Annotated in this window: 17 protein-coding genes; 12 read left to right on the top strand and 5 right to left on the bottom strand. The window is 71.4% G+C overall.

Annotation, left to right across the window (positions count from 1 at the left end):
- Nucleotides 1–10: 10 nt before the first annotated feature.
- The 6 genes from AB0N02_RS00670 (at nt 11) to AB0N02_RS00645 (ending at nt 7460) form a co-directional block, all read left to right on the top strand.
- Nucleotides 11–1960 (top strand): NAD(P)-binding protein, encoded by a 1950-nt coding sequence (locus tag AB0N02_RS00670; RefSeq protein WP_363940900.1) that lies wholly within the window; start codon nt 11–13, stop codon nt 1958–1960.
- Nucleotides 1961–1978: 18 nt separating this feature from the next.
- Nucleotides 1979–3304, top strand: coding sequence for an MFS transporter (locus tag AB0N02_RS00665; RefSeq protein ID WP_363940898.1), 1326 nt, complete (start codon nt 1979–1981; stop codon nt 3302–3304).
- Nucleotides 3305–3335: 31 nt separating this feature from the next.
- Entirely contained in the window at nt 3336–4463 is a 1128-nt protein-coding gene (locus AB0N02_RS00660) for an FAD-binding oxidoreductase (protein WP_363940896.1), read from the top strand.
- Between the two features lie 45 nt (nt 4464–4508).
- Nucleotides 4509–5219, top strand: a complete 711-nt coding sequence (locus AB0N02_RS00655; RefSeq protein ID WP_363940895.1) for a GntR family transcriptional regulator — start codon at nt 4509–4511, stop codon at nt 5217–5219.
- 35 nt (nt 5220–5254) lie between these two features.
- On the top strand, nt 5255–6394 hold the full coding sequence (locus tag AB0N02_RS00650; protein WP_363940893.1) for an FAD-binding oxidoreductase: 1140 nt from the start codon (nt 5255–5257) through the stop codon (nt 6392–6394).
- Between the two features lie 193 nt (nt 6395–6587).
- Complete coding sequence (locus tag AB0N02_RS00645; RefSeq protein WP_363940891.1) at nt 6588–7460, top strand: class I SAM-dependent methyltransferase; 873 nt, start codon at nt 6588–6590, stop codon at nt 7458–7460.
- Between the two features lie 28 nt (nt 7461–7488).
- On the opposite strand, the gene AB0N02_RS00640 is transcribed toward AB0N02_RS00645, so the two are convergent.
- Entirely contained in the window at nt 7489–8874 is a 1386-nt protein-coding gene (locus tag AB0N02_RS00640; protein WP_363940889.1) for a xylan 1,4-beta-xylosidase, read from the bottom strand.
- 638 nt (nt 8875–9512) lie between these two features.
- On the opposite strand from AB0N02_RS00640, the gene AB0N02_RS00635 reads away from it, so the two are divergent.
- From AB0N02_RS00635 to AB0N02_RS00610, 6 genes are all read left to right on the top strand, one after another.
- Nucleotides 9513–10688 carry an MFS transporter gene (locus AB0N02_RS00635; RefSeq protein WP_363940887.1) on the top strand — a complete coding sequence of 392 codons (1176 nt, stop codon included), beginning with the start codon at nt 9513–9515 and terminating at the stop codon, nt 10686–10688.
- Between the two features lie 226 nt (nt 10689–10914).
- Nucleotides 10915–14646: a nitrate reductase subunit alpha gene (locus tag AB0N02_RS00630; RefSeq protein WP_363940885.1), complete on the top strand. Its 3732-nt coding sequence runs from the start codon at nt 10915–10917 to the stop codon at nt 14644–14646.
- Nucleotides 14646–16304, top strand: a complete 1659-nt coding sequence (narH, locus tag AB0N02_RS00625) for a nitrate reductase subunit beta (RefSeq protein ID WP_363940884.1) — start codon at nt 14646–14648, stop codon at nt 16302–16304. Before AB0N02_RS00630 ends, narH begins: the two co-directional genes overlap by 1 nt.
- Entirely contained in the window at nt 16301–16927 is a 627-nt protein-coding gene (gene narJ / locus AB0N02_RS00620) for a nitrate reductase molybdenum cofactor assembly chaperone (protein ID WP_363940882.1), read from the top strand. Before narH ends, narJ begins: the two co-directional genes overlap by 4 nt.
- On the top strand, nt 16924–17655 hold the full coding sequence (narI, locus tag AB0N02_RS00615; protein WP_363940880.1) for a respiratory nitrate reductase subunit gamma: 732 nt from the start codon (nt 16924–16926) through the stop codon (nt 17653–17655). The genes narJ and narI overlap by 4 nt, the downstream gene beginning before the upstream one ends.
- A gap of 228 nt (nt 17656–17883) precedes the next feature.
- Entirely contained in the window at nt 17884–19419 is a 1536-nt protein-coding gene (locus AB0N02_RS00610; RefSeq protein WP_363940878.1) for a substrate-binding domain-containing protein, read from the top strand.
- Nucleotides 19420–19490: 71 nt separating this feature from the next.
- Here the strand turns inward: AB0N02_RS00610 and AB0N02_RS00605 are convergent, their stop codons facing one another.
- From AB0N02_RS00605 to AB0N02_RS00590, 4 genes are all read right to left on the bottom strand, one after another.
- On the bottom strand, nt 19491–20321 hold the full coding sequence (locus AB0N02_RS00605; protein WP_363940877.1) for an SGNH/GDSL hydrolase family protein: 831 nt from the start codon (nt 20319–20321) through the stop codon (nt 19491–19493).
- A gap of 211 nt (nt 20322–20532) precedes the next feature.
- Complete coding sequence (locus tag AB0N02_RS00600; protein ID WP_363940875.1) at nt 20533–21669, bottom strand: alpha/beta fold hydrolase; 1137 nt, start codon at nt 21667–21669, stop codon at nt 20533–20535.
- A 169-nt stretch (nt 21670–21838) separates the two neighbouring features.
- Nucleotides 21839–22702 carry an N-acyl homoserine lactonase family protein gene (locus tag AB0N02_RS00595; protein WP_363940873.1) on the bottom strand — a complete coding sequence of 288 codons (864 nt, stop codon included), beginning with the start codon at nt 22700–22702 and terminating at the stop codon, nt 21839–21841.
- A gap of 4 nt (nt 22703–22706) precedes the next feature.
- Nucleotides 22707–24125, bottom strand: a complete 1419-nt coding sequence (locus tag AB0N02_RS00590; protein WP_363940871.1) for a cytosine permease — start codon at nt 24123–24125, stop codon at nt 22707–22709.
- Between the last annotated feature and the right edge of the window lie 2 nt (nt 24126–24127).

Genomic DNA, 24127 nt, shown 5'->3' with positions numbered 1-24127 from the left:
TGGAGTAACGATGCACAGCCCAACCCTCGCGTCGCCGATCCTGATCGGCCGCCACGAGGTCCGCAACCGCGTCATGTGCCTGCCGCACGACGGAGCCTTCGTCTCCCGGGGGCTTCCCGACCCCGAGTACGCCGCCTACGTCGCCCGGATCTGCGAGAACGACGGCGTGGGCCTCTTCGTCCTCGGCGGGACCGCGGTCCACCACAACACCTGGCACAACGACCGTCACCTGAGACTGTTCGATCCGGACATCGTCCCCCCGCTGCGCCGGATGGTCCTGGCCGCGCAGGCGGAGGGCACCCGGTTCGTGGTGCAGCTCGGCCACCTCGGCCGGGAGATGCGCTCCCGTGAGCCGCTCACCCCGATCTGGGGCCCCTCCGAGGAGGCGTCGCCGACCAACGGCGAGGTGCCCAGGGCCATGACCGGGGACGACATCGCCGAGGCGCGCGCGGCGTTCGTCGAGGCCGCCCGCATCGCGCTGCTGGCGGGGGCCGACGGGGTGGAGGTCCACGCCGCGCAGGGGTACCTGCTGCACGAGTTCCTCTCCCCGTGGTCCAACCAGCGCACCGACGGCTACGGCGGCGCGCTCGGCAACCGCATGCGTCTCGTGCGGGAGATCCTGTCGGAGATCCGCGCGACGCTCGACCCGCCGATCCTCGGCATGAAGATCTCCTGCCTGGAGGAGGTGGAGGGCGGACTCACCTTCGACGACGTCCGGAACGTCGTCACCCGGCTCGGCGAGGAGGGCCTGCTCGACTACGTCACGCTGACCGTCGAGCAGGGATTCCACAACCACATGCGCGACGGCGGCTACCCGCAGGGCGGGCTGCGCGGTCACACCCGCGAGCTGAAGGCCATCACCGGCACGCCGGTCGTGGTGTCACAGCGGATCGTCGACGGCGACGTGGCCGCCGACCTGATCGCCTCGGGGGACGCCGACATGGTGGGCGTGGCCCGCGCGCTCATCGCCGACCCCGCCTGGGCCTCCAAGGCGGTACGCGGAGAGCACCGGGCCATCAGGCCGTGTGTCGCCTGCGCCCAGGACTGCCGGGTGAGCACGAGCGTCTCGCCCATCGGGTGCGCCGTCAACCCCTCCTTCGCGGTCTTCGAGCAGGGCTCCCGGCTGCGCGCCGTCTCCGGGCGCGTCCTCGTCGTCGGGGGCGGCCCCGCCGGATGTACGGCGGCGCTCCGGGCGGCGGACGCCGGCGCCCGGGTCGACCTGTACGACGCCCGGCCGCGCCTGGGCGGGCGGATCCGGCTCGCGGGGCACGCCCCCAACCGGACCCAGTTCGCCGACTACGCCGACTACCTGGAACGCGAGGTCGAGGGGGAGGCGGCGATCGTCCCGCACCTCGGCCGGACGGTCCGCCCGGAGGACTTCGGCGAGGCGGCCTACGACCTCGTCGTGGTGGCCGTGGGAGGCGCGCCGTACGTGCCCGAGCGGGTCGCGGCGGCCCACCCCGGCGCCGTCACGGTCGACGCGCTGCTGACCGGTGACCACGTCCCGGCCGGAGGGCCGTACATCGTGATCGACCCCAACGGCGAGTGGCCCGCGGCGAACGCGACCGAGTTCCTCACCGAGTGCGGGCTGGAGACGTACCACGTGACCGACAGGAGCGTCCTGTTCGAGCGGATCCCCCGGGAGAGCAGGGACTTCCTGGTCCGCCGGCTGGAGGAGGGCCCCGCGTCGCCGTTCGTCTCCGCCCGGGTCACCCGCGACGACGCCGGATTCGTCCTCACCTCCCGTCTGTCCGGGCAGCGCGTCCGGGTGGCGGCGGAGGCCACCGTCGTGTGGGGCGGCGCGGCGCGGTCGAACCCGGCCGACCTCGACGGCTGGCGTCGCGTCGGCGCCGACGTGATCGCGGTCGGCGACGCCGTCTCGGTCCGGGGGCTCAGCCGCGCCGTGCACGAGGGCTACCTCGCCGGGTCGCGGATCCGGTCCACCTCCGCACCGGTCTGAGACGGAGAAGGCACACGGGTGAGGACATGGATCACCACCGCCTACCTGCGGACGGTATCGACCTCCTTCGTGAGCCAGTGCTCGTTCTGGCTGGTGGTGACCTGCCTGCAGTGGGAGGTCACCACCATGCCGGGGACGGGCGCGGGCGACGTCGGCAGGCTGTACTTCGTCCAGCTGCTGCCGATGCTGCTGCTCACCCCGCTGGCCGGGACGCTGGTCGACCGCCTGGGCCGGAAGGTCGTCGTCGTGCTGTCGCTCGCCTGCATGGGAACGGCCGGCGCCGCGGGGGTCGCCGTGGCGCTCCACGGGCGGCTGACCCCGCTGTCCGCCTACCTGCTGGTCGGCGCCGCCGGGCTGGCCTCCGCCTTCGGCGACCCGGCCTTCCACGCGCTCACGCCGGTCACGGTCCCCCCGCACGGCCTGCGTCCGGCGCTCTCGTTCTCCGCGGTTGCCCCGAACATCGCCAGGGCCGCCGCCCCCGCGGGGGCGGCGGTGCTGCTGTGGTGGGGAGGGCCGCCGGTACCGCTCGGCACGGTGGTCGCGCTGAGCGCGCTGGCGCTTTTCCTCATCCGGCCCGTACGAGGGGTCCGGCCCGCCCTCCGGGAGGAGGAGTCCGCCCCGGCGGGTCCCGTGGCGGGGATCCGCGTCGCGCTGACCACGCCGGTGATCCGGAACGCCCTCCTGCTGGTGGGGTTCACGGGGCTGTTCGGCCTGTCCTACGCGGCGGTCCTGCCCGTGGTGGCCGACGGCCCGCTGGGCGCGGACCAGCGCGGCTACGCCCTGCTCCTGGGGGCGGCGGGGGTCGGCTCCGTGGCCGGATCGCTCCTGCAGGTCCCGCGGGTCCGCCGCCCCCGGGACCTCTGGCCGCTCGTCGCGGCGATGACGTGCGGCATGCTGCTCCTCGCCACGGCGTGGAACGTCCCCGCCGGCATGGTCGGGTGCTGCGTCCTCTCCCTCGGCGGCGTGTCGATCATGGTGAAGCTGAACGTGCTGATCCAGCACGAACTGGCCGACGGTGTCCGCGGTCGTGTCATGAGCCTGTACGTGTGGGCCTGGGGTGGCTCGCTCCCCCTGGGCGGGCTGGTGCTCGGCCTCGTCGCCGACCTCACCTCCGTCCGCGCGGCGCTCGTCTCGGCCGCGCTGTCCCTGGCGTCGGCGACGGTCGCGCTCCCGCTGCTCCGGCCGCGCGGTACGGGACACGCGGAAGGTACGGGTCCCCCGGAGAGCACGGGACACGCGGAAGGTACCGGACACCCGGAAGGCACGGGTCCTCCGGAAGGCACGGAACACCCGGAAGGCACGGAACACCCGGAAAACGCCCGCACACCGGCCGCCGGGCAATAAGTTCCCTCGAACAACGGAATGTGTGAGAAACATGGATGTCATCGTCATCGGCGCGGGAATTCAGGGGCTCTCGGTCGCCCACTGCCTCTCCGAGACACCGGGAACGCGCGTCACGGTCCTCGACGCCGGTCTCGCGGGCGGAGGGGCCACCCTGCTCGGGACCGGCGGCGTCCGGTCCCAGTTCGGCCACCCGGTGAACGTCGGGCTGACGCTGCGCGCCCTCGCGATCATCCGTGAGTGGAAGGACCGTTTCGGTGCCGGCCCCGACTTCCAGCCGAGCGGCTACCTGTACCTGGCCACCGCCCCCGAGCACGTCGGCGTACGCGAGGCCGTCGCGGAGACCGCCAACGCCGCGGGGGCGAGGGTGGACAGGGTCGGCGCCGACGAGATCGGCGACCTGGTCCCCGGGCTGCGCACCGACGGGATCCTGGGCGGCTGGTACTCCCCGGACGACGGGCTCCTGTCCCCCGCCGCGGCCTTCACCTCCCTGCTGGACGCCTGCGTCGCCCGGGGGGTGCGGATCGTCGAGGAGACACCGGTCTCCCTGCTCCTGTCCGCGTCCCGGGTCACCGGCGTGACGGGCCCCAGGGGCACGTGGCACGGCGAGGCGGTCGTCGTCGCGGCCGGTACGGCCACCCGCGGCATCGTCGCGGACGCGGGGTTCGACCTGCCCGTCCGCACGCAGTACGGCCAGGTCTTCCACGCCCGCCCCCCGGAGGGTTTCCCCCGGCGTACGCCGCTGGTGCTCGACATGGGAACGAGGGGATACTTCGCCGGCGGCCGCCGCGGCCTGGTCCTCGGCGGCGCCGACCGGGAGGAGACGTCCGGGTTCGACGGAGCGGACGCGGGACGGATCGTCGGCCTGCTGGAGCACCGGATCCCCGGCCTGTCCGTCTCGGCGATCTCGGGAGGACTGGCCGGTGCGCGCGCGGCCTCGCCCGACGACCTGGGCGTCGTCGGGAGGATCCCCGGTACCGAGGGCCTCTACGTGGCCGGGGGTTTCGGCCACCACGGGTTCATGCACGCCCTGCCCGCGGCGGAGATCCTGGCCGACGTCGTCCTCGGCCGGGAACCCGGGGACGCGGCCCGCTTCATGGACCCCGCCCGCTTCACGGGAAAGATCGAAGATCATGCCGGCACGGCACTGCCGTCACATTGATCCGCACGGCGGGAACCCGCCGGAGAACCAGACAGGAGACAGGCCATGCTGAGGGATGACGTCGTCACCGCGCCGGACGAGACCACCGAGACCACGGTGAGCCGGAGCGACCTCGTCTACACGACCCTGCGCGACCAGATCATCCACGGCGTGCTGCGCCCGAACGAGGCACTCGTCGAACTCGATCTGGCCGAACGACTACAGGTGAGCCGTACCCCGGTCCGGGACGCGCTGCGCCGCCTGGCCGACGACGGGATGATCATCGTGCGCCGCCGCCGGTGGGTGGTCCGGGAGCACACCCGCGAGGAGATCATCGAGCTCTACGAGCTGCGTGCCGCGCTGGAGAGCCACGCCGCCCGGCTGGCCGCGGTACGGGCGACGGACCAGGAGGTGACCGCGATGAGGGACTTCCAGCAGCCCGCGACCACCTTCAAGGACACGGCGAACGAGGTCATCGCCAGGCAGTGGGTCGACGCGAACGGCAGGTTCCACGGCCTGGTGAACCGCGCGTCGCGCAGTTCGCAGATATACCACGCCCTTGAGAAGAACTGGCTCTACCACTTCAACTTCCGGGTCGCGGCGATGTACTCGCCCGAGGACCGGGAGACGTCGACGCGCCAGCACGTCGAACTGATCGAGGCGATCTCCGGGCGTGACCCCGAGCGGGCCGGGGCGGTCGCCCGTGAACACGTCGAGTTCTCCCTGGCCCTCCTGCTGCGCCTGTCCCCGAACCTCGCCCGCTCCGGCGCCCGCTGACCCCCCCTCCGCGAGAGGATCCGAAAGGAGTTCCGATGAACAGCGACCGCCGCGAGCGCCCGGGGCCGCGGGTCACCGTGATCGGCGCCGGCCCCCTCGGGTCGAGCCTGGCCTTCCGCCTGGCGCGGAGCGGCGCCCGGGTGACCGTCGTCGAGCGCGACCGTCCCGGGTGCAGCCCCGAGAGCGAGACGTTCGCCTGGGTCAACGCGTTCTCGAAGTCCCCCAGATCCTTCCACGACCTGCACGTCGAGGCGCTGCGCGCGCTCGAACGGCTGAACTCCGAGGTCGGCGGAGGCTGGCTTCACGTGGGCGGGAGCCTGCACTGGGGAGACGGCGCCACCGGGAACGAGTTCGAGGCCTTCGAAACGGCCGTGGAGACCATGCGGGCCTGGGGCGCCCGGATCGTCGAACCGAGCCTCGGCGAGCTCGCCCGGATCGAGCCCGACCTCGACCCGGAGAGCCTGGGCGGGCGGCGTCCCGTGCACATCCCCCGTGGGGCGCACGTCTTCGCGCGGCAGATGGCCGGTGCGGTGCTCCGGGCCGGGGTACGCGACCACGGCGTGCGCTACCGGCGCGCGACGGCCGACGGCGTCGAGACGGCCGGCGGGCGGGTGACCGGGGTGAGGCTCTCCGGCGGAGACGTCGTCGAGGCGGACGTGGTGATGGTGGCCGCCGGCGCCGCGAGCGCCGCGCTGACCGCGAGCGCGGGCGCGGAGCTGCGCACCGTGAGCCGGCAGCCGGGCGCGTTCCTGGTCACCGCGCCCTCGGCGGCCGAGCTCCGGACGGTGGTGATGGCGCCGAGGGTCTCGATGCGCTCGGACGGCGGCGGACGGGTGATGATCGGCAGCAGCGCGCTCAGTCACCTGCGCGGGGACCAGGTGGGCCCCGACCTGGTCGCCGAGACGCTCGACGCCGCCCGCGCCCACGTCCCGGCGCTGCGGGGAGTCGGGGTCGAGGCGATCCGCGGCGGTGTCCGCACCGTCCCCGAGGACGGCAGGCCCATCGTGGGCCCCGATCCCGCCGTGGCCGGTCTTTATCACGTCGCCACCCACAACGCGGTCACCCTCGGGCCGGTCCTGGCCGAGATGGTCGCCGACGACCTGCGCGGCCTGCCGGTCGCCGCGCTTGAGCCGTACCGCCCGCGGAGGTTCACCGCCCCGCCGCGCGACACCTGATCGGTCAGCCGGTCAGCCGGGCGGCCTGGTTCTTCCGAAGGGCCGGAGAAGCACCCGCGACCCGGTGATTTCACATCATCATTCATTTGTAATCGGAAATTTATTTCCGTCTGATAAGATGGTATTTTTTAGCAGTTCGCGTGATTAGCATCGTCATTCGCATGGCCCGAGAACTGCGAAAGGAAATCGGCCGATGAATGACGAAGAGCACAGCAGGACCGCGCTCATGGCGGCGGCGGCACGCGCGGCCCACCTGGTGGTGGACCGGGAACCGTTCATCTTCGAGGACACCGTCGTGCAGGCCCTGCTGGGCGGCAACGCCGAGGAGCTGATCGGCTACCACCGCGCCTACGGCGAGCACCTCATCCTGTCAGGTGTCCGCGCACAGGTCACCGCCCGCAGCCACTACACCGAACGCCGCCTGGCCGAGCTGGCCGCCGAGGGGATGCCCCAGTACGTGATCCTCGGCGCGGGCCTGGACACCTTCGCCCAGCGCTACCCCCTGACCGAGCGGGTCGCGGTCTTCGAAGTCGACCATCCGGCCACCCAGCGCTGGAAGCGCGACCTGCTGACGGCGGCGGGGATCACCGCGCCGGGCGAGCTGGCCTTCGTCGGGGTCGACTTCGAGACCGACGCCCTCCTCGACCGGCTCACCGCCTGCAAGTTCGACCCCGCCACCCCCGCCCTGGTGAGCTGGCTGGGTGTCAGCATGTACCTGACCGGCCAGGCCGTCGGCGCCACCCTCGCGGAGATCGGCCGCATGGCCCCCGGCACCGAACTGATCATGGAGTACGCGCTGCCGGAGACCCTGCGCGACGAGAAGGGCGCGGCCTTCGCCCAGATGGCCATGGCCGCGGCGGCCGAGCGGGGCGAGCCCTGGCTGAGCTTCTTCACCCCCGAGGAGCTGTCGGCGACGCTGGCGGAGCACGGCCTGGAGGTGACCGAGCACGTCCGCCAGGAGGAGGCGGTCGCCCCCGAGCTCTGGCGGCGGAACGACGCGCTGCTGCCCACCGACGCGTGCCGCCTGGTCCGCGCGACGGTGGGCGCCGGCGGCGGCGGGCGCTAACGGCGGCGGGCGCTAGCCGCGGTGGGCGCTAGCCGCGGTCGCTCCACCTGACCTCGTAGGGCTTGAGGGCGAACTCCCTGCCGTCCACGGTCGCGGTGACCTGCTTGTCGGCGGTGTTGACCATCACCAGCCGCTGAGGCTGAGCCAGCACCCGGATCCTGGGATCGGAGGAGGTGACCTGCTCCAGCTCGGCTTCGGCCGGGAACCACCTGGTGAACTCGCTCATCAGCCGGCCGACCGGCAGTTCGGCACCGGTCCGCGGGGCCCACATGCAGTCCTCACAGGCGCCGTTCTTGGTCTGCGGGTTCCAGTACAGCGCGGTGGCGGCGCCGCTTCCGGCGAGCTCGATCATCGACGCGGCCTGGACGGCGAGCCGCTTGGACGCGGACCAGCTGGTGCCGTCCTCGGGGACGAAGTACCACTCCGACCACCAGATCGGCAGGTCTCCCGTCTCCTTGCGCAACCAGGTGGTGACCGCGCCGAACTTGCCCAGCGCGCCGAACGCGTCGGGCAGCAGTTCGTGGGCGTCGGTCGGCGAGGCGCCGTCGACCACGACGAAGTCGGCGCCCTTCTTGTTCTCGAACCAGTACTTGAAGGCGTCCAGCACGTTCTGGTTGACGACTCCCCACGGGCCCCGCAGCTCGGACTCGCCGCTCTTGTTGCTGTCGAAGCCGATGTAGGGGCCACCGATCTTGGCGTCGGGGCGCACGGCCTTCACCGCGTCGTAGACCTTGTTGTAGAGCTCGGTGTAGCCCTTGAAGTCCGCGGGCCGGGAGTGGTCCTTCCAGAAGCCCTTGAGTTCGTTCCAGACCATGAAGTACTTGACGTCGCGGTACCGCTCGGCGATGGTCGCCGCCAGCTCCGCGAAGTCGTCGAAGTGCTCGGGGTAGGGGGCGTCCTCAAGGTGCTCGGCCCAGGCCGACTCCTCGGTCGGGCCCTTCGGGCCGCCCTTCATCCAGTCGGGGGCGCAGCAGAGCGTGATGATCGGCGTACCGCCGGACTGCCTCATGAGGTTCGTCCGGCTGTCGAGGTCCTCCCAGAAGTACTCTCCCGGACTCGGCTCGGGGTTGAGCGCCCCGAAGCCCATGATGTGCTGGTTCTGCAGCATCGGGGTCCGGGCGAGAGACCGGGACACGTCCTGCTCGAAGCGCTCGGTGACGTTGTTGGCGCTGACCCCCGTGTGGGTGAACCCCCAGCGGGGCCACCCGGGGTCCACTGCCGGCGGTTTCCCGGTCTCGGGGGCGGAGGCCGCCGGCGAGGAGGCGGTGAGCCGCTCCTTGGCGGGGGTCGCCCGGTTCGCGGTGGCGTCGGTGGAACAGCCCACCGCGGCCAGCGCCACCGCGGCGGCCCCCACCGCCGAGACGATCGCCCGGCCGGGGCGCCGCCATGTCGATCCCCCGTTGTCCGATGACACCTGATCCCCCACTTGATCCTCATTGTCTGTTTGCTCAGAGCGTTCCATGGGTAGCGCGAAAGCGGCGGATAAGGAGCATGTTTGACAGATAAGTGTTATCGCCGCCCCTGCCACCGGAAACAGCGGACGGGTCCGCGGGCGGGGCGAAGCACGCGCGGGAGTCGATCCCGTCGCCGCTGACCGGGAGTCGATCCCGTCGCCACCGACGACGGGCGGAGCGGGGGCCTGCCGAGGGGCCGAGACGAAAGTTCCGGCGGGCAGGACTTTGTCCCCTACGGGATCCGGGACTTTCGCGCTGTGATGAGAGTGACAGGGAAAGCGCCATGCTCGGGAGGAATGCCGAGAGAGGTCTTCTGATACCGGTTGGCGGCGGCCGAGGCGGTCGAGACGGCGGGCCGTCCGAGAGCGTTCGTCCGAACAGGCACGGTGCACCGAACCGTCCCGCCACTCCGTGCGGGGCACCCTCCGGCCTTTCGGTCGGACCACTCGGTCCGGCTCTCGCGTAGCGGCGCTCGCCCACCGGGCAGGGCGGATTCGCGGCGACGTCACTCGTGCATGGACTGGCGCGATAGGGACGGACAACAGTGAGTACCTACGCAAAAGACCAAAAACCTTCAGATAATCACGCTCACCGGCCCATGCTGATGCTGGCACTGGCGACCGCGGGGTTCGCGGTGAACTTCTGGGCATGGGCGCTGCTCAGCCCGCTGGGCCCGCGGTTCAAACAATTCCTGGGCCTGTCGGCCTCCCAGCAGGCGCTGCTGGTGGCGGTCCCGGTGATCGTCGGCTCACTGGGCCGCATTCCGGTCGGGGCGCTCACCGACCGGTACGGCGGCAGGGTGATGTTCCCGCTGATCTCGGCCGCCACCATCGTCCCGGTCCTGTTCGTCGGCGTGGCCGGGCAGGGGTCGCTCACGGCGCTGCTGGTGGGCGGATTCTTCCTGGGCATCGGCGGAACGGTGTTCGCCGTGGGCGTGCCCTTCGTCAGCGCCTGGTTCCCCCCGCGGCGCCGCGGCCTGGCCCTCGGTGTCTTCGGAGCGGGCATGGGCGGTACCGCGATCAGCGCCCTGACCACGGTCAGGCTGGTCGAAGGCGGCGGCTCGGCCACGCCTTTCCTGATCACCGCGATCGTGCTGGCCCTCTACGCCGTCGTCGCGTGGACCGTACTGCGGGACGCGCCGGGCCGCACCGCGCCGGCCCAGTCGCTCGCGGCGCGTACGGCGGCCGCCGCGAGGTTGCCCATCACCTGGCAGGCCTGCGTCCTGTACGCGGTGGCGTTCGGCGGCTATGTCGCCTTCTCCGTCTACCTGCCCGTCTACCTGCAGTCGGCCTACGGTCTCACGCCGGCCGACGCCGCCAACCGGATGGCCGGGTTCGTCCTGCTCGCGGTCCTGGCTCGTCCGGTGGGCGGCTGGCTGTCGGACCGGACCGGGCCGCTTCCCGTCCTGGTCTCGGTGTTCACCGTGGTCGCCGTCTGCGCCGCGGTACAGGAGTTCACCCCGCCCCTGATGCCCCTGGGCACGGTCGCGTTCCTGACGATGGCCGCGGCGCTCGGCGGCGGCAGCGGGGCCGTCTTCGCCCTGGTCGCCCAGGTGGCGCCGGCCGACAGGGTCGGTTCGGTCACCGGGCTGGTCGGAGCCGCGGGCGGCCTGGGCGGGTTCGTCCCGCCGCTGGTGATGGGCCTGGTCTACGGGCGGTTCGGCTCCTACGGGCTGGGACTGTTCCTGCTGGCCGTGGCGTCGCTGATGACCCTGCTGCTGACGGCGACCGCCGTACGCTCCACGGCCCGGCGGCGTACGGTCGCGGCGGCCTGAACGGCCGGGTCTTTCGGATCCGATCAGTGGGACCAAAGACCCTGAGGGGCCGGCCGGGCCGCCGCGAAGATGAAGGCGTCGGCCCGGCGTCCGGTCCCAGACCGGATCGACCGGTCCGGGTGACGCGTCAGGCGGTTACCACCGGGTTTCTCCACGAGGTTTCCCGTTATGAACCACACATGTCGGGGATGTGCGGTTCGTGACCCAAGGAAAGGGAGTCACATCCATGGCGGGCATGGACGGACCGGTCAGTAACGCCCTGCTGAAACTGGGGCGGTACCTACGCCCCGGAACGGTCTCCGGTGACCTGCGGACGCTGCACCAGATCGGTGGCCGCCGGGCCGACGCCTTCTACCGGGACCGCTGGAGCCACGACAAGGTGGTCCGCTCCACGCACGGGGTGAACTGCACCGGCTCGTGCTCCTGGAAGGTCTACGTCAAGGACGGGATCATCACCTGGGAGACCCAGCAGACCGACTATCCGAGCGTGGGGCCGGACCGGCCCGAGTACGAGCCGCGCGGATGCCCGCGCGGTGCGGCGTTCTCCTGGTACACCTACTCCCCCACCCGGGTCCGCTACCCCTACGCGCGTGGCGTGCTGGTGGAGATGTACCGGGAGGCCAGGAGCAGGGGACTCGACCCGGTGGCGGCCTGGGCGGAGATCACCGCCGACCCGGACAGGCGGCGGCGCTACCAGTCGGCCCGCGGCAAGGGCGGCCTGGTGCGGATCACCTGGGAGGAGGCCACCGAGATCGTCGCCGCCGCGCACGTGCACACCATCAAGGCCCACGGTCCCGACCGGATCGCCGGGTTCTCCCCCATCCCCGCGATGTCGATGGCCTCCCACGCGGTCGGCGCCCGGTTCGTCTCGCTGATCGGCGGCACCATGCTGTCGTTCTACGACTGGTACGCCGACCTGCCGGTCGCCTCCCCGCAGGTCTTCGGCGACCAGACCGACGTGCCCGAGTCGGCCGACTGGTGGGACGCCGCCTACCTGGTGCTGTGGGGCTCCAACGTGCCGGTCACCCGCACGCCGGACGCGCACTACATGGCCGAGGCCCGCTACCGGGGCCAGAAGGTCGTCGTGGTCAGCCCCGACTACGCCGACGCCGTCAAGTTCGCCGACGAGTGGCTGGCCCCGCATCCCGGCACCGACGGCGCGCTGGCCATGGCCATGGGACACGTCATCCTCAGGGAGTTCTTCCTCGACCGGCGGGTGCCGTACTTCACCGACTACGTCAAACGCCACAGCGACCTGCCCTTCCTGGTACGGCTCCGCGAGCACGAGGGAACGGGGACGTACGTGCCCGACAAGTTCCTGACCGCGGCCGACCTCGGCGAGCCGGGACAGGAGGCGGCGTTCAAGACGGTGCTGCTCGACGCCGTCACCGGCGAGCCCGTCGTCCCCAACGGGTCGCTCGGCTTCCGCTACTCCGAACAGGGCGAGGGGCGGTGGAACCTGGACCTGGAGGGGGTCGATCCGGCCCTGACGCTGAAGGGCGGGGGCGAGGGCGGCGGCGAGGCCGTACCGGTCGCGCTGCCCCGCTTCGACCGGGCCGGGGAGTCCGGGCAGGACACCGGCGGCGGCTCCGACGGCGGCTCGGGCGGTGGCTCCGGCGCCGGGGTCGTGCACCGTGGCGTGCCCGTCCGGCGGGTGGCCGGCCACCTGGTGACCACGGTCTTCGACCTGCTGCTCGCCCAGTACGGCGTGGCCAGGGACGGGCTGCCGGGGACGTGGCCGAGCGGCTACGACGACCCGGCGGAGCCGTACACCCCGGCCTGGCAGGAGACGATCACCGGGGTACCGGCGGCGAAGGCGGTGAAGATCGCCCGCGAGTTCGCCCGGACGGCCGAGGAGTCCTCGGGCCGCTCGATGATCATCATGGGGGCGGGCACCAACCACTGGTTCCACTCCGACACGATCTACCGCTCCTTCCTGGCACTGACCACGCTGACCGGCTGCCAGGGCGTCAACGGCGGCGGCTGGGCGCACTACGTCGGCCAGGAGAAGTGCAGGCCGATCACCGGCTGGGCACAGCTGGCGTTCGGGCTGGACTGGACGCGCCCGCCCCGGCAGATGATCGGCACCGCCTACTGGTACCTGCACACCGGCCAGTGGCGTTACGACACCTACGGCGCCGAGACCGTCTCCTCCCCGCTCGGCAACGGCGCGTTCGCCGGGAAGGCCACCGCGGACCTGCTGTCGCAGTCGGCCCGCCTGGGATGGATGCCGTCGTATCCGACGTTCGACCGCAACCCCCTCGACCTGGCCGAGGAGGCGGCCGCGGCGGGGCGGGAGGCCGGCGAGTACGTCGCCGAGCGGGTCCACTCGGGAGACCTCGGTTTCGCCTGCGAGGATCCCGACGAGCCGGGCAACTGGCCGCGCGTGCTGACGGTGTGGCGGGCCAACCTGCTGGGCTCCTCGGCCAAGGGCAACGAGTACTTCCTGCGCCACCTGCTCGGCACCGACTCCTCGGTGCGGGCGCACGAGGCCGAGCCGGAGCAGCGTCCGCACGACGTGCGCTGGCACGAGGAGGCGCCGCGGGGCAAGCTGGACCTGCTGCTGTCGCTGGACTTCAGGATGACGTCCACGACGCTGTTCTCCGACATCGTGCTGCCGGCTGCGACCTGGTACGAGAAACACGACCTGTCCTCCACCGACATGCACCCGTTCGTGCACGCCTTCACCCCGGCCATCGACCCGCCCTGGCAGACGCGCACCGACTTCTCCGCCTTCCACGCCATCGCCACCGCCTTCTCCGAACTGGCCGCCGAGCACCTGGGCGTGCGCAGGGACCTGATCGCGGTGCCGCTGCTGCACGACACGGCCGACGAGCTGGCCACCCCGCACGGCCACGTGCGGGACTGGCGCCTGACCGGCGAGACGCCGGTGCCCGGCCGGAACTTCCCGAAGATCGTGACGGTCGAACGGGACTACGGCGCCGTCGCCGCGAAGATGGCCGCGCTCGGCCCGCTGGCGGACCGGCTCGGCGCCACGACCAAGGGAATCACCTACGACGTCACCGGGGAGATCGACCGGCTGCGCGGTACGAACGGAACCGTCCGCGGCGGCGTGGCCGACGGCCGGCCGTCCCTGGCCCGCGACACCGACATGTGCGAGACCATCCTGGCGCTGTCCGGAACGACCAACGGGCACCTGGCCGCCCAGGGGTTCGCCACGCTGGCCCGCCGTACCGGCACCGGCTTCGACGGCCTCGCCGACGAGCACAGGAGGATCACCTTCGCCGACACCCAGGCACGCCCGGTCCCGGTCACCACCTCTCCGGAGTGGTCCGGCAGCGAGACCGGCGGGCGCCGCTACTCGGCCTTCACCCTCAACGTCGAGCACCGCAAACCCTGGCACACCCTCACCGGGCGCCAGCACTTCTTCCTGGACCACGACTGGATGCACGAGGCGGGCGAGGCGCTGCCGATCTACAGGCCCCCGCTGAACATGACCGCGCTGTTCGGCGAGCCGCAAATCGGCGAGGGCGGCGAGCGGGGCATCACGGTGCGCTATCTCACCCCCCACTCCAAGTGGTCCATCCACTCCGAGTATCAGGACAACCTGCTCATGCTGACCCTGTCACGAGGCGGCCCGACCATCTGGATGAGTCCCGCCGACGCCGCCAGGGCGGGGATCGCCGACAACGACTGGGTCGAGGCGCTCAACCGCAACGGCGTCGTGGTCGCCCGGGCGGTCGTCTCGCACCGCATGCCCACCGGGACGGTGTACATGTACCACGCCCAGGAACGGGTGGTGGACGTGCCGAAGAGCGAGACCTCCGGCAGGCGCGGCGGCATCCACAACTCCCTCACCCGCCTGATGATCAAACCCACCCACCTGATCGGCGGCTACGCCCAGCTGTCGTTCGCCTTCAACTACCTGGGCCCCACCGGCAACCAGCGCGACGAGGTCACGGTCATCCGCCGCCGCTCCCAGGAGGTCGACTACTGATGCGCGTCATGGCACAGCTCGCCATGGTCATGAACCTCGACAAGTGCATCGGCTGTCACACCTGCTCGGTCACGTGCAAGCAGGCATGGACCAACCGGGCGGGCACCGAGTACGTGTGGTTCAACAACGTCGAGACGCGCCCCGGGCAGGGCTACCCCCGCACCTACCAGGACCAGGACAGGTGGAAGGGGGGCTGGGAGCGCACCCGCGGCGGCCGGCTGCGGCTGAGGGCGGGCGGGCGGGTCAGGAAGCTGCTGTCGATCTTCGCCAACCCGCTGATGCCGTCCATCCAGGACTACTACGAGCCCTGGACCTACGACTACGACCGGCTGTTCTCGGCGCCCGCGCAGGACGACACCCCGGTCGCGCGGCCCAGATCGCTGATAACCGGCGAGCCGACGAAGATCAGCTGGAGTGCGAACTGGGACGACAACCTGGCCGGCGGCCCGGAGCTGGCGCCCGCCGACCCGGTGCTCCGCAAACTGTCGGACCAGGTGAAGCTGGAGTTCGAGCAGGCCTTCATGTTCTACCTGCCGCGCATCTGCGAGCACTGCCTCAACCCCTCGTGCGTGGCCTCCTGCCCGTCGGGGGCGATGTACAAGCGTTCCGAGGACGGCATCGTCCTGGTGGACCAGGACCGCTGCCGCGGCTGGCGGATGTGCGTGACCGGCTGCCCGTACAAGAAGGTCTACTTCAACCACCGCACCGGCAAGGCCGAGAAGTGCACCTTCTGCTTCCCCCGCGTCGAGGTGGGCATCCCCACCGTGTGCTCGGAGACCTGCGTGGGCCGGCTGCGCTACATCGGCGTCATCCTCTACGACGCCGACCGGGTGGCCGAGGCCGCCGCCGCGGTCGACGACACGGCGCTGTACGAGGCGCAGAAGAGCGTCATGCTCGACCCGCACGACCCGGCCGTGATCGCCGCGGCCCGCGCCGCGGGCATCCCGCAGGACTGGCTGGACGCCGCCCGCCGCTCCCCCGTCCACCGGCTGATCTTCGACTACGGGCTGGCGCTGCCGCTGCATCCCGAGTACCGCACCATGCCCATGGTCTGGTACATCCCGCCGCTGTCCCCCGTCGTCGACGTCCTGTCGAGCACCGGCCACGACGGTGAGGACGCGGGCAACCTGTTCGGCGCGATCGACGCGCTGCGCATCCCGATCGGCTACCTGGCCGAGCTGTTCACCGCCGGAGACCCCGAACCGGTCCGCGCCGTACTGCACCGCCTGGCCGCGATGCGCTCCTACATGCGCCGCGTCAACCTGGGGAAGGAACGCGACGAGTCGATCGCGGCCTCGGTCGGCATGACCGGCGAGCAGGTGGAGAGCATGCACCGGCTGCTGGCCATCGCCGCCTACGACGAGCGCTACGTCATCCCCAAGGCCCACGCCGAGCAGGGCGCGTTGCTGGAGGAACTCGCCACCGGCTGCAGCCTCGACTACGAGGGCGGCCCCGGAATGGGCGGCCCGTTCGGCGAGGCCTCCGGCAGGCCCGCTCCGATCGCGGTGGAGAACTTCCACGCGCTGCGGCAGCGGCAGACGGGCGACGACCTGGACGACGCCGCCGAGCCGCGCGGCCGGGTCAACCTTCTCAACTGGGACGGCAAGGGCACACCCGACGGGCTGTTCCCGAACAGGAAAGACGGGAGGAAACCATGACGACCCTCGGCGACGACCAGCTGCGCACCGCTCACCTGGTGGCGTCGGTCCTGCTCGGCTACCCCGACGACCGGCTGCACGGCGCGCTGCCCCTGCTGGCCGAGACGGTGGCCGCGTTGCCCACCGGAGAGGTCCGCGCCGGACTGGCCGCCTTTCTCGACCACGCCGCCGCCACGCCGCCGAGCGACCTGGCGGCCCACTACGTGGCGACGTTCGACCTCAAGCGGCGCTGCTGCCTGTATCTCACCTACTACGCCCACGGCGACACGCGCGCACGAGGCGCGGCGCTGCTCCGCTTCAAGCAGGCCTTCCGCACGGCGGGTTTCGAGCTCATCGACGGCGAACTGCCCGACCACCTGGCGGTGGTGTGCGAGCTGTCGGCCCGCGGCGCCGTCCGGGAGGCCGGATATCTGCTGCAGGACAACCGCGCCGGGCTGGAGGTGCTGCGCCGGGCACTGGAGGAGGAGCGGTCGCCGTACGCCGACGTCGTCGCCGCCGTGACGGCCACGCTTCCCCCGGCCGGTTCGCGCCACCACCGGGCGGCGCTGCGGCTGGTGGCCCAGGGACCGCCGGCCGAGGAGGTCGGCCTGGAACCCTACGCCGCCACGGAGACGAGCCGGTGAACACCGCCGACGTACTGCTGTGGGTGGTGGCGCCCTATGTCGCCCTGACGACGTTCGTGCTCGGCCACATCTGGCGCTACCGCTACGACGCGTTCGGCTGGACCACCCGATCGTCACAGATGTACGAATCGCGGCTCCTGCGGATCGGCAGCCCGCTGTTCCACTTCGGCATCCTGGTCGTACTGCTCGGCCACATCGGCGGCCTGGTGATCCCCAAGAGCTGGACCGAGGCGGCCGGGGTGAGCGAGGAGGCCTACCACGCCGTCGCGGTCGTGCTCGGCACCGTCGCCGGTGTCGCCACCCTCGCCGGCCTGGCGATCCTCGTCTACCGGCGCCGTACCGTCGGCCCGGTGTTCACCGCCACCACCCGCAACGACAAACTCATGTACGCCGTGCTGGCCCTCACCGTCGCGCTGGGCCTGACCGCCACGGTCGCGGCCAACGTCCTGGGCGGCGGCTACGACTACCGCGTCACCATCTCGCCCTGGTTCCGGTCGATCTTCTACCTGCGGCCGGATCCCGCGCCGATGGCCGGGGCGCCCCTGCTGTTCCAGCTGCACGCGCTCAGCGCCCTGCTGCTCTTCGCGATCTGGCCGTTCACCCGGCTGGTGCACATGCTCACCGCGCCCGTGGGCTATCTGACCCGCCCCTACATCGTCTACCGCAGCCGCGACGAACAGCCGACCGGCGCCCGCGCCCCCCGCCGCGGCTGGGAGCCGTCACGCTGAACGACGAACTCCGGCCGGCGTCATGGCGGTCACCGGGCGCCGGCCGGTAAGCAGCCGGCATCCTGCCGGATCGCGCCGGAGCCGGAGGCGGCGGTCGTTCCCAGGGCGGGCGCCGCCTCAACGGCCGGTGAACAGTTGCCGAATGCTCGCCTCCATACGGCGACAGGGGCGGCAAAGGTTCGTACTTTTGGCCATCCACCCCTTTCCTGCTAGGAACCGGCGGCGGTCATGAACAGCTTCCCCTGGGAAATCGTTCTCACGCTCTTCAGCGTCATCGTCGCGATCATCGCCTTCCTGCGGGAGTTCGTCTTCGTTGGCCGCAAACGGCTCGGCTACCGCGTGCAGATGGACACCACCGCCACCGACGAGATCAGCTCCCAGTACGCCGGGGTCCTGCAGCAGTTGCAGCACGAGGGCGGCAGACAGCTGGTCGACCCGTCGTTCGTCCTGCTGCGCATCGAGAACAACGGCGCGACCCAGATCGACACCAGCGACTACGCCGTCCTCGACAACGACAGGGTCGGCATCCAGGTCACCTTTCCCGGACGCACGGTGGCCGGGATGGTGGTGACGGAGCTCAGCGACGAACACCTGCTCCGCTCCTTCGGCGAGGACGCGGGGCTGAACGTGCGGGACGGCGTCATCGAACTGCCCAAGGTTCCGCTGAACCCCTCCGCGCACTACAAGATCCTGGCCGCCCTGGAACGCGCCCCCGACAACAAGGACGATTCCCGGGAGTTCCAGGGCCCCAAGGTCGTCGGCGGGATCAAGGGCGGATCCGGAAGAGGGGGTGTTCAGGAGACCAGGAGCCGCACCGGGACGTCCTTGCAGGCGATCTCGCTGATCTCCTTCCTCGTGCTGGTCATCATCGCCATGTTCGTCGTCTCCCTCAGGGACGACAGGGCTCCCCTGGGCTGCGCCAGGGGCGAGCTCACCCTCATCGGGTCCACGGCCTTCAAACCCGCCCTGGAGGAGGCCGGCAACGCGTATATGAGGACCTGCCCGGGTTCCGACATCAAGTACGAGTTCAAGGGCAGCGACGACGGGCTGCGCGCACTGGACGCGGCGGGGCAGGCGAAGGGCTCCGAGATCCCCGACCGGCTCGCCTTCTCCGACGGGCTCAAGAGAGCGGGATCCCCGATGCTCCTGCCACGCCCCGTCGCTCTGTCGCTGTTCACCCTGGTCGTCAACAAGGCGATGAAGGTCCAGAACCTCACCCTGGAACAGATCAGAAGGATTTACCACAATCAGGTCCTCAACTGGAAGGAGATCGGTGGGAGCGACGTGCCGGTCCGCATCGTCGACCGGTATTCCGACTCCGGAACCCGGAACGTGTTCGAACGGAAGATCCTCAACGGTGAGCGGGAGCCCGGCGACACCTCCAACGACTGCGTGAACCTGGCGCCCGGCGCTCAGGGCCCCGTCGTCCGCTGCGCCCGCGGCAGCACCCCGGAGGTGCTGGACGCCGTCGCGCACATCCCCGGCACCATCGGCTACAGCGAGAACGGAGCCGCCTCCGCGCGTCAGGATCTGTGGACCGTACGCATCGACGACCGCCGGGCCACCCCGGAGGAGGCCGCCCAGGGGGTCTACCCCCTCTGGGAAACGGAGTACGCCTACAGCTACGGGGAGCTTCCGGCCGACTCCCTGGCCGCCGGATTCCTGCGCTACCTGGCGGACCAGACCGGCAAGGACATCGTGCGCTCGCACGGCCACCGGCCCTGCTCCGAACTGCGGAACCCGGTGACGTGCAGCCCCTCGTGACCGAGGACGGCCCGCGCGGCACGGTCCTGCGCCGGGGCCACGCCTGTACCGGACCGCCCGCGGGGTCCGCGTCAGGCCTCCGAGAGGGCCGAGAGCACCTCGCGGGCGATCAGCCGGTGGCCGGCCGCCGCGGGATGATCGCCGTCGTCGGCGAGGAGGGCGGTGTCGTCCCCGCTCCCGCTCTCGCCCTTGAACGGCGTGTAGAGGTCGACGTACCGCGCGCCCGCGGCCCTGGCCGACGCGGCGAGCGTGTCGTTCACCGCACGCGTGAGGCTGTCGCTGTTGGCGACGTACCTGTCCCCCTCGGCCCGGGCCACGGCGCCGTCCGCGAAGACGTTCCAGTAACCGGTCACGAGGATCCGGCTGCCCGGACGCGTCTGCAGCGAGCGCACCGTGGCCAGGACGGCGTCCATGTCGGCGCGCAGCCGTACCAGGTCGTCCCGGTAGCAGGCCATGCCGGTGCCCGGCCCGCAGTCGTCGTCCTCGACGGTGCCGCTGTCGAAGTCGTTGGCGCCGATCGTGATGATCGTCAGGTCGGCGGAGACCAGGGTCCTCCTCGCGGAGTCGTCGTCGAGCTGCTCCAGCAGTCCCCGGGTGGTGAGCCCGGCCGCGGCGAGGTTGTCGGCGACGACGTCCGTGCCCTGCCTGTCGGCCAGGGCCTCGCCGATCAGTGAGACGTAGCTGCTGCAGTCGCACGCGGACCCGGCCGGCACCGAGTCGCCCAGGCCGACCACGGTTCGCACGGCGGCCTGCCGCGGGGCCCCGCGGTGGCCCGCGGCGGATCGCCCCGGGTGGGCGGCGGCGAGGGGCCCGGGGTGGGCGACGGTCGCGTGGGCCACCGTACCGGTCCCCGTCATCCCGGTGGCCGGAAGGTCGAGCACGACCCCCAGGACCGCGACCACGGACAGGAGGGTCGTCCGCGTCCGGAAGCGCGCCCGGCGTGCGCCTCTCGCGACCCGCCGGGGATATCGATCATTTACGAATATGTCGCTCTTATGAAGAGAAGACATTTGGCCATAGTGCACTACTTTGCCCGGAAAATGGAGGAGAACGCCGTAGTCGACGGGAGCCGGTGTCCCGTCCCCCGGACGGAAGCATCTCCCACGCCGCAGGTTACGGCCGGGGCCGAGGCGGGGCGTCCAGTTCCTGAGAAATCCATTTCATGGCCGCCGGAAGCATCGATCCCCATATGCCGTAGTTGTGGCCCCCGGTGGGAAGAATCGAGGAGAAGACCCGGGTCGGGGCGCGGACGACGTCCCGCAGCCGCATGACATCCTGTGCCGTGTCCGCGTCCTGGCGGGTGCCCATCACCAGCAGCGACACCCGCGGGCGGCGCTCGCCCAGCACCCGCAGCAGGTCGTTGGCCCTCAGCAGCGCGGGCGAGCGGGTGACGGCCGGCGCGGTCGGCGTGAAGTATCCGGACAGGCTGACGGCGGCCGCGTACCGCCGGGGATGCTGGACGGCGAGCTTGACCGCGCAGAAACCGCCCTCCGAGTAGCCCATCGCCGCCCAGCCCGCCCCGTCCTTGCGGGCGCGGAAGTTGGCGGTCACCATGTCCCGGACGTCCCAGGCCGCCCAGGTCTCCGCCGAGGGACCGCCGGGAATGTCGGTGCAGTCGGTGTCGAGCCCAGGCACCAGCTGCATGGTGGGCGCCACCAGGATGGCCGGCCGGGCCTGGCCGTTCGCCATCTCCCTCATGAGCAGCCCGGTGACGTCGAGCATGGTGAACCAGTTGTGGACGGAGCCGGGGTATCCGGGCAGCAGCTCGATCACCGGGAACAGGGTGCGCCGGTAGGCGGGCTGGTCGTACTGCGGCGGCAGCCACACGTACACGTCGGCCTCGACGTGCGTGCGCGGCCCGCTGTAGCGGACGACCCGCACCCCGTCCCGGCCGAACGGAACGGACCGCAGGCCTCCTGCTACCCCGGCTCCGGCCCCGGCCCCGCCGGCTCCGCGGACGGGCCCGTCGCCGGGCGGGGTGAGCGGGGTGAGGACCACCCCGCCCCCGCCGGAGCCGGATCCGGAGCCGACCAGGTCGTCCCAGGTCGCGTAGAACTCGTACTGGCCGTTGACCACGACCGCGACGGTGAGCACCGCGCACGCCTGGCAGAGCAGGACCAGCGCGGCCCGCCGTACCCCCTGCCACAGTGCCGGTCCGCGCAGCCTGCCGCCCACCCAGACGGAGACGACCGTCACCGCGACGGTCAGCAGGACCGTCCCGACAAGAAGCGGTACCCCGAGAAGGCTCATCACGGCCTCACACTGTTGTCGGCCCGTCCCGGCCGAGCGCTGACCTGGACGTACCGCACGCTACAGCTTTCCCCGTCAGATTCCCCTAAGTGTTCCTCCCCTCACCCCCGGTCTCCGCGTCCCAGGCCTCCGCGCCCGCGGGCGCGGGCGCGGAGGCCGGGCCGTCCCGCTAGCGGTGACCGCCGGCGGGGTGCCTGATCGCGTTGTGGACGATCTGGTCGTGGCCGGGGATCAGCCGCCCGCTCAGCCGCCTCGCCTCGCTGAGCAGCCGGTCGAGGGAGTCGTCGGCCAGCTTCTCGTCGGCGGGGGTACCGCCGGCGCAGGACCCCGGGGAGACCCTGTCGTACAGGTTCTGCGCGAGGTCGGCGGCGTCCATGGCGAAGATCCACGTCCCCGTCTCGGGAAGGTCGACGCGGTAGGACATGTGGCCGGGGGTGTGCCCCGGCGTCGACAGGGCCCACACCCCCGGCGCCAGCTCGACGTCGCCGTCGAGCCGCCGCCAGGCGACCCCGTCGTGCTCCCAGTCCTGCCGCCGGTAACCGTCGTCGAGCGTCGGCACGCCGCTCCTGGCGAACTCCAGCTCGGCGCGCTGGATGGCCACCGGGACACCGGCCCCGGCCAGGGTCGGCACACCGCCCGAGTGGTCCAGGTGCATGTGGCTCACGCAGGCGAGGGCGATGTCGCCCGGGCTCAGCCCGACCTGGGCGAGCGCCCGCTCCAGCGGGTCTCCGGGCAGTCCCCAGTTCCACCGTCCGGACACGGTGGGGGCCGGGTGCAGGTGCCACTCCGTCTCGGCCGGGTCGGCGCCGAAGGAGGCGGCTGCCTGGGCGTAGGCCCGCTGGTTCGCCTCGTCCTCCAGGGCGTCGCGGCCCATCCCGGTGTCGAGCAGCACCCAGCCGATCTCGGTGTCGACGACAACCCCGGTCAGCGGCTCCCAGTACAGCGCCCCGGAGCCGCCGCGCATGGACAGCCCCTTCGTCACCCGTTCCGCTCCGTACTGCAGGCAGTACATGCGGCGTGCCTGTGATGTCATCCCGTCACACCCTATCGAGAGCGGGGCCGGGCCTCCTGGCCCCGCGACGCCCCATCAGCAGCAGATACACGGCACCGGTGACCACGGTCCCCGGGATCCAGGACAGGTCCGCGCCGCCCAGGGCCTCGGAGAGGGGACCGGTGTACCAGGTGTTGCCGACCAGCGGGATCGAGGCGACGACGCCGACGACGTAGGACAGGATCGCCTTCCAGGCGACGCCCTTCCACGTCCAGGTGGCGGCGTCCTCGTAGTACGGCCCGCGCGGCTCGAAGAACCCGCCCACGTCGTAGTCGCCGTGGCGCACCAGGTAGAAGTCGATCAGGTTGACGGCTCCCCACGGGACGAACCCGAGCATCAGGAAGGAGAGGAAGGTGCTGAGGTTCGTCACGAAGTCCTCGGAGGCCCACATCGCGACGAGCAGCCCGATGAGGAACGTCGGGAGCAGCATCACGACCCGGAACGTGACCGACGCCTTCACCTTCACCACGGAGCTCACCGCGGTGATGAGGTTGAGCATCCCGCCGTAGAGGTTGAGCGCGTTGTTCCCGCCGATGGACACCGCCCCGACGAGGAGGATGACGAAGGTCAGCGGGCCGTCGCCGAGCACCTCGCGGACCGCGGCCATGGAGTCCAGGTCGGTGAACTGGACCGCGAGGAAGGCCCCGACCAGTCCGGCCGCGAAGTAGCCGCTGGTCGCGCCAGCGAAGGTCCAGCCGAAGGCGGACTTCGCGGGGGTGTCCTCGGGCAGGTAGCGCGAGTAGTCCGACACGTACGGCGCGTAGGTGAGCAGGAAGGTCGCGACCAGGCCGACGGCGGTCAGGAACGGCCCCCAGGCGAAGCCGTCGAACGACCAGTCGAGACCGCCGTGCCGCAGGCTCGCCACGGCGACGATGACGACGCTGATGGACAGCGGCCAGACGGCCAGCCGGGCGGCCAGGTGGATGACGCGGTAGCCGATCAGCGCCAGGGCGATGCTGATCAGCGACACCAGGACGGTCGCGAGTCCCGTCCCGGCAGAGGGCACGGCGGCGGTGAGGGCCTGACCGCCGATGATGGCGGTGACGACGAAGAACCCGCAGTACAGCAGTGCGGCCAGGAGCACCGGCAGCAGCGCGCCGTAGTAGCCGAACTGGCCCCGGCTCTGGATGAGCTGGGGCACGCCGAGCCTGGAGCCCTGCGCCGAGTGCAGGGCCATGAACGCCCCGCCCACGACGTTGCCGATCACCAGGGCGACGACCGCCCAGAGCAGGTTGTTGCCCACGACGACGGCGAGGGCGCCGAAGACGAAGTTGCCGACGCTCAGGTTGGCCGAGCACCAGACGGCGAAGAGATCTCGTGCCCGGCCGTGACGTTCGGAGGGGGCGACGACGTCGATGTGGTGGACCTCCACACCGCCGAACTCCCGGCTCTTTCCTTCGCTCATCG

Source organism: Streptosporangium sp. NPDC051022 (assembly GCF_040683035.1).
GTDB lineage: Bacteria > Actinomycetota > Actinomycetes > Streptosporangiales > Streptosporangiaceae > Streptosporangium.
The sequence above is the reverse complement of the archived record's forward strand: the minus strand, read 5'-3'. Positions and strand labels throughout refer to the sequence as shown.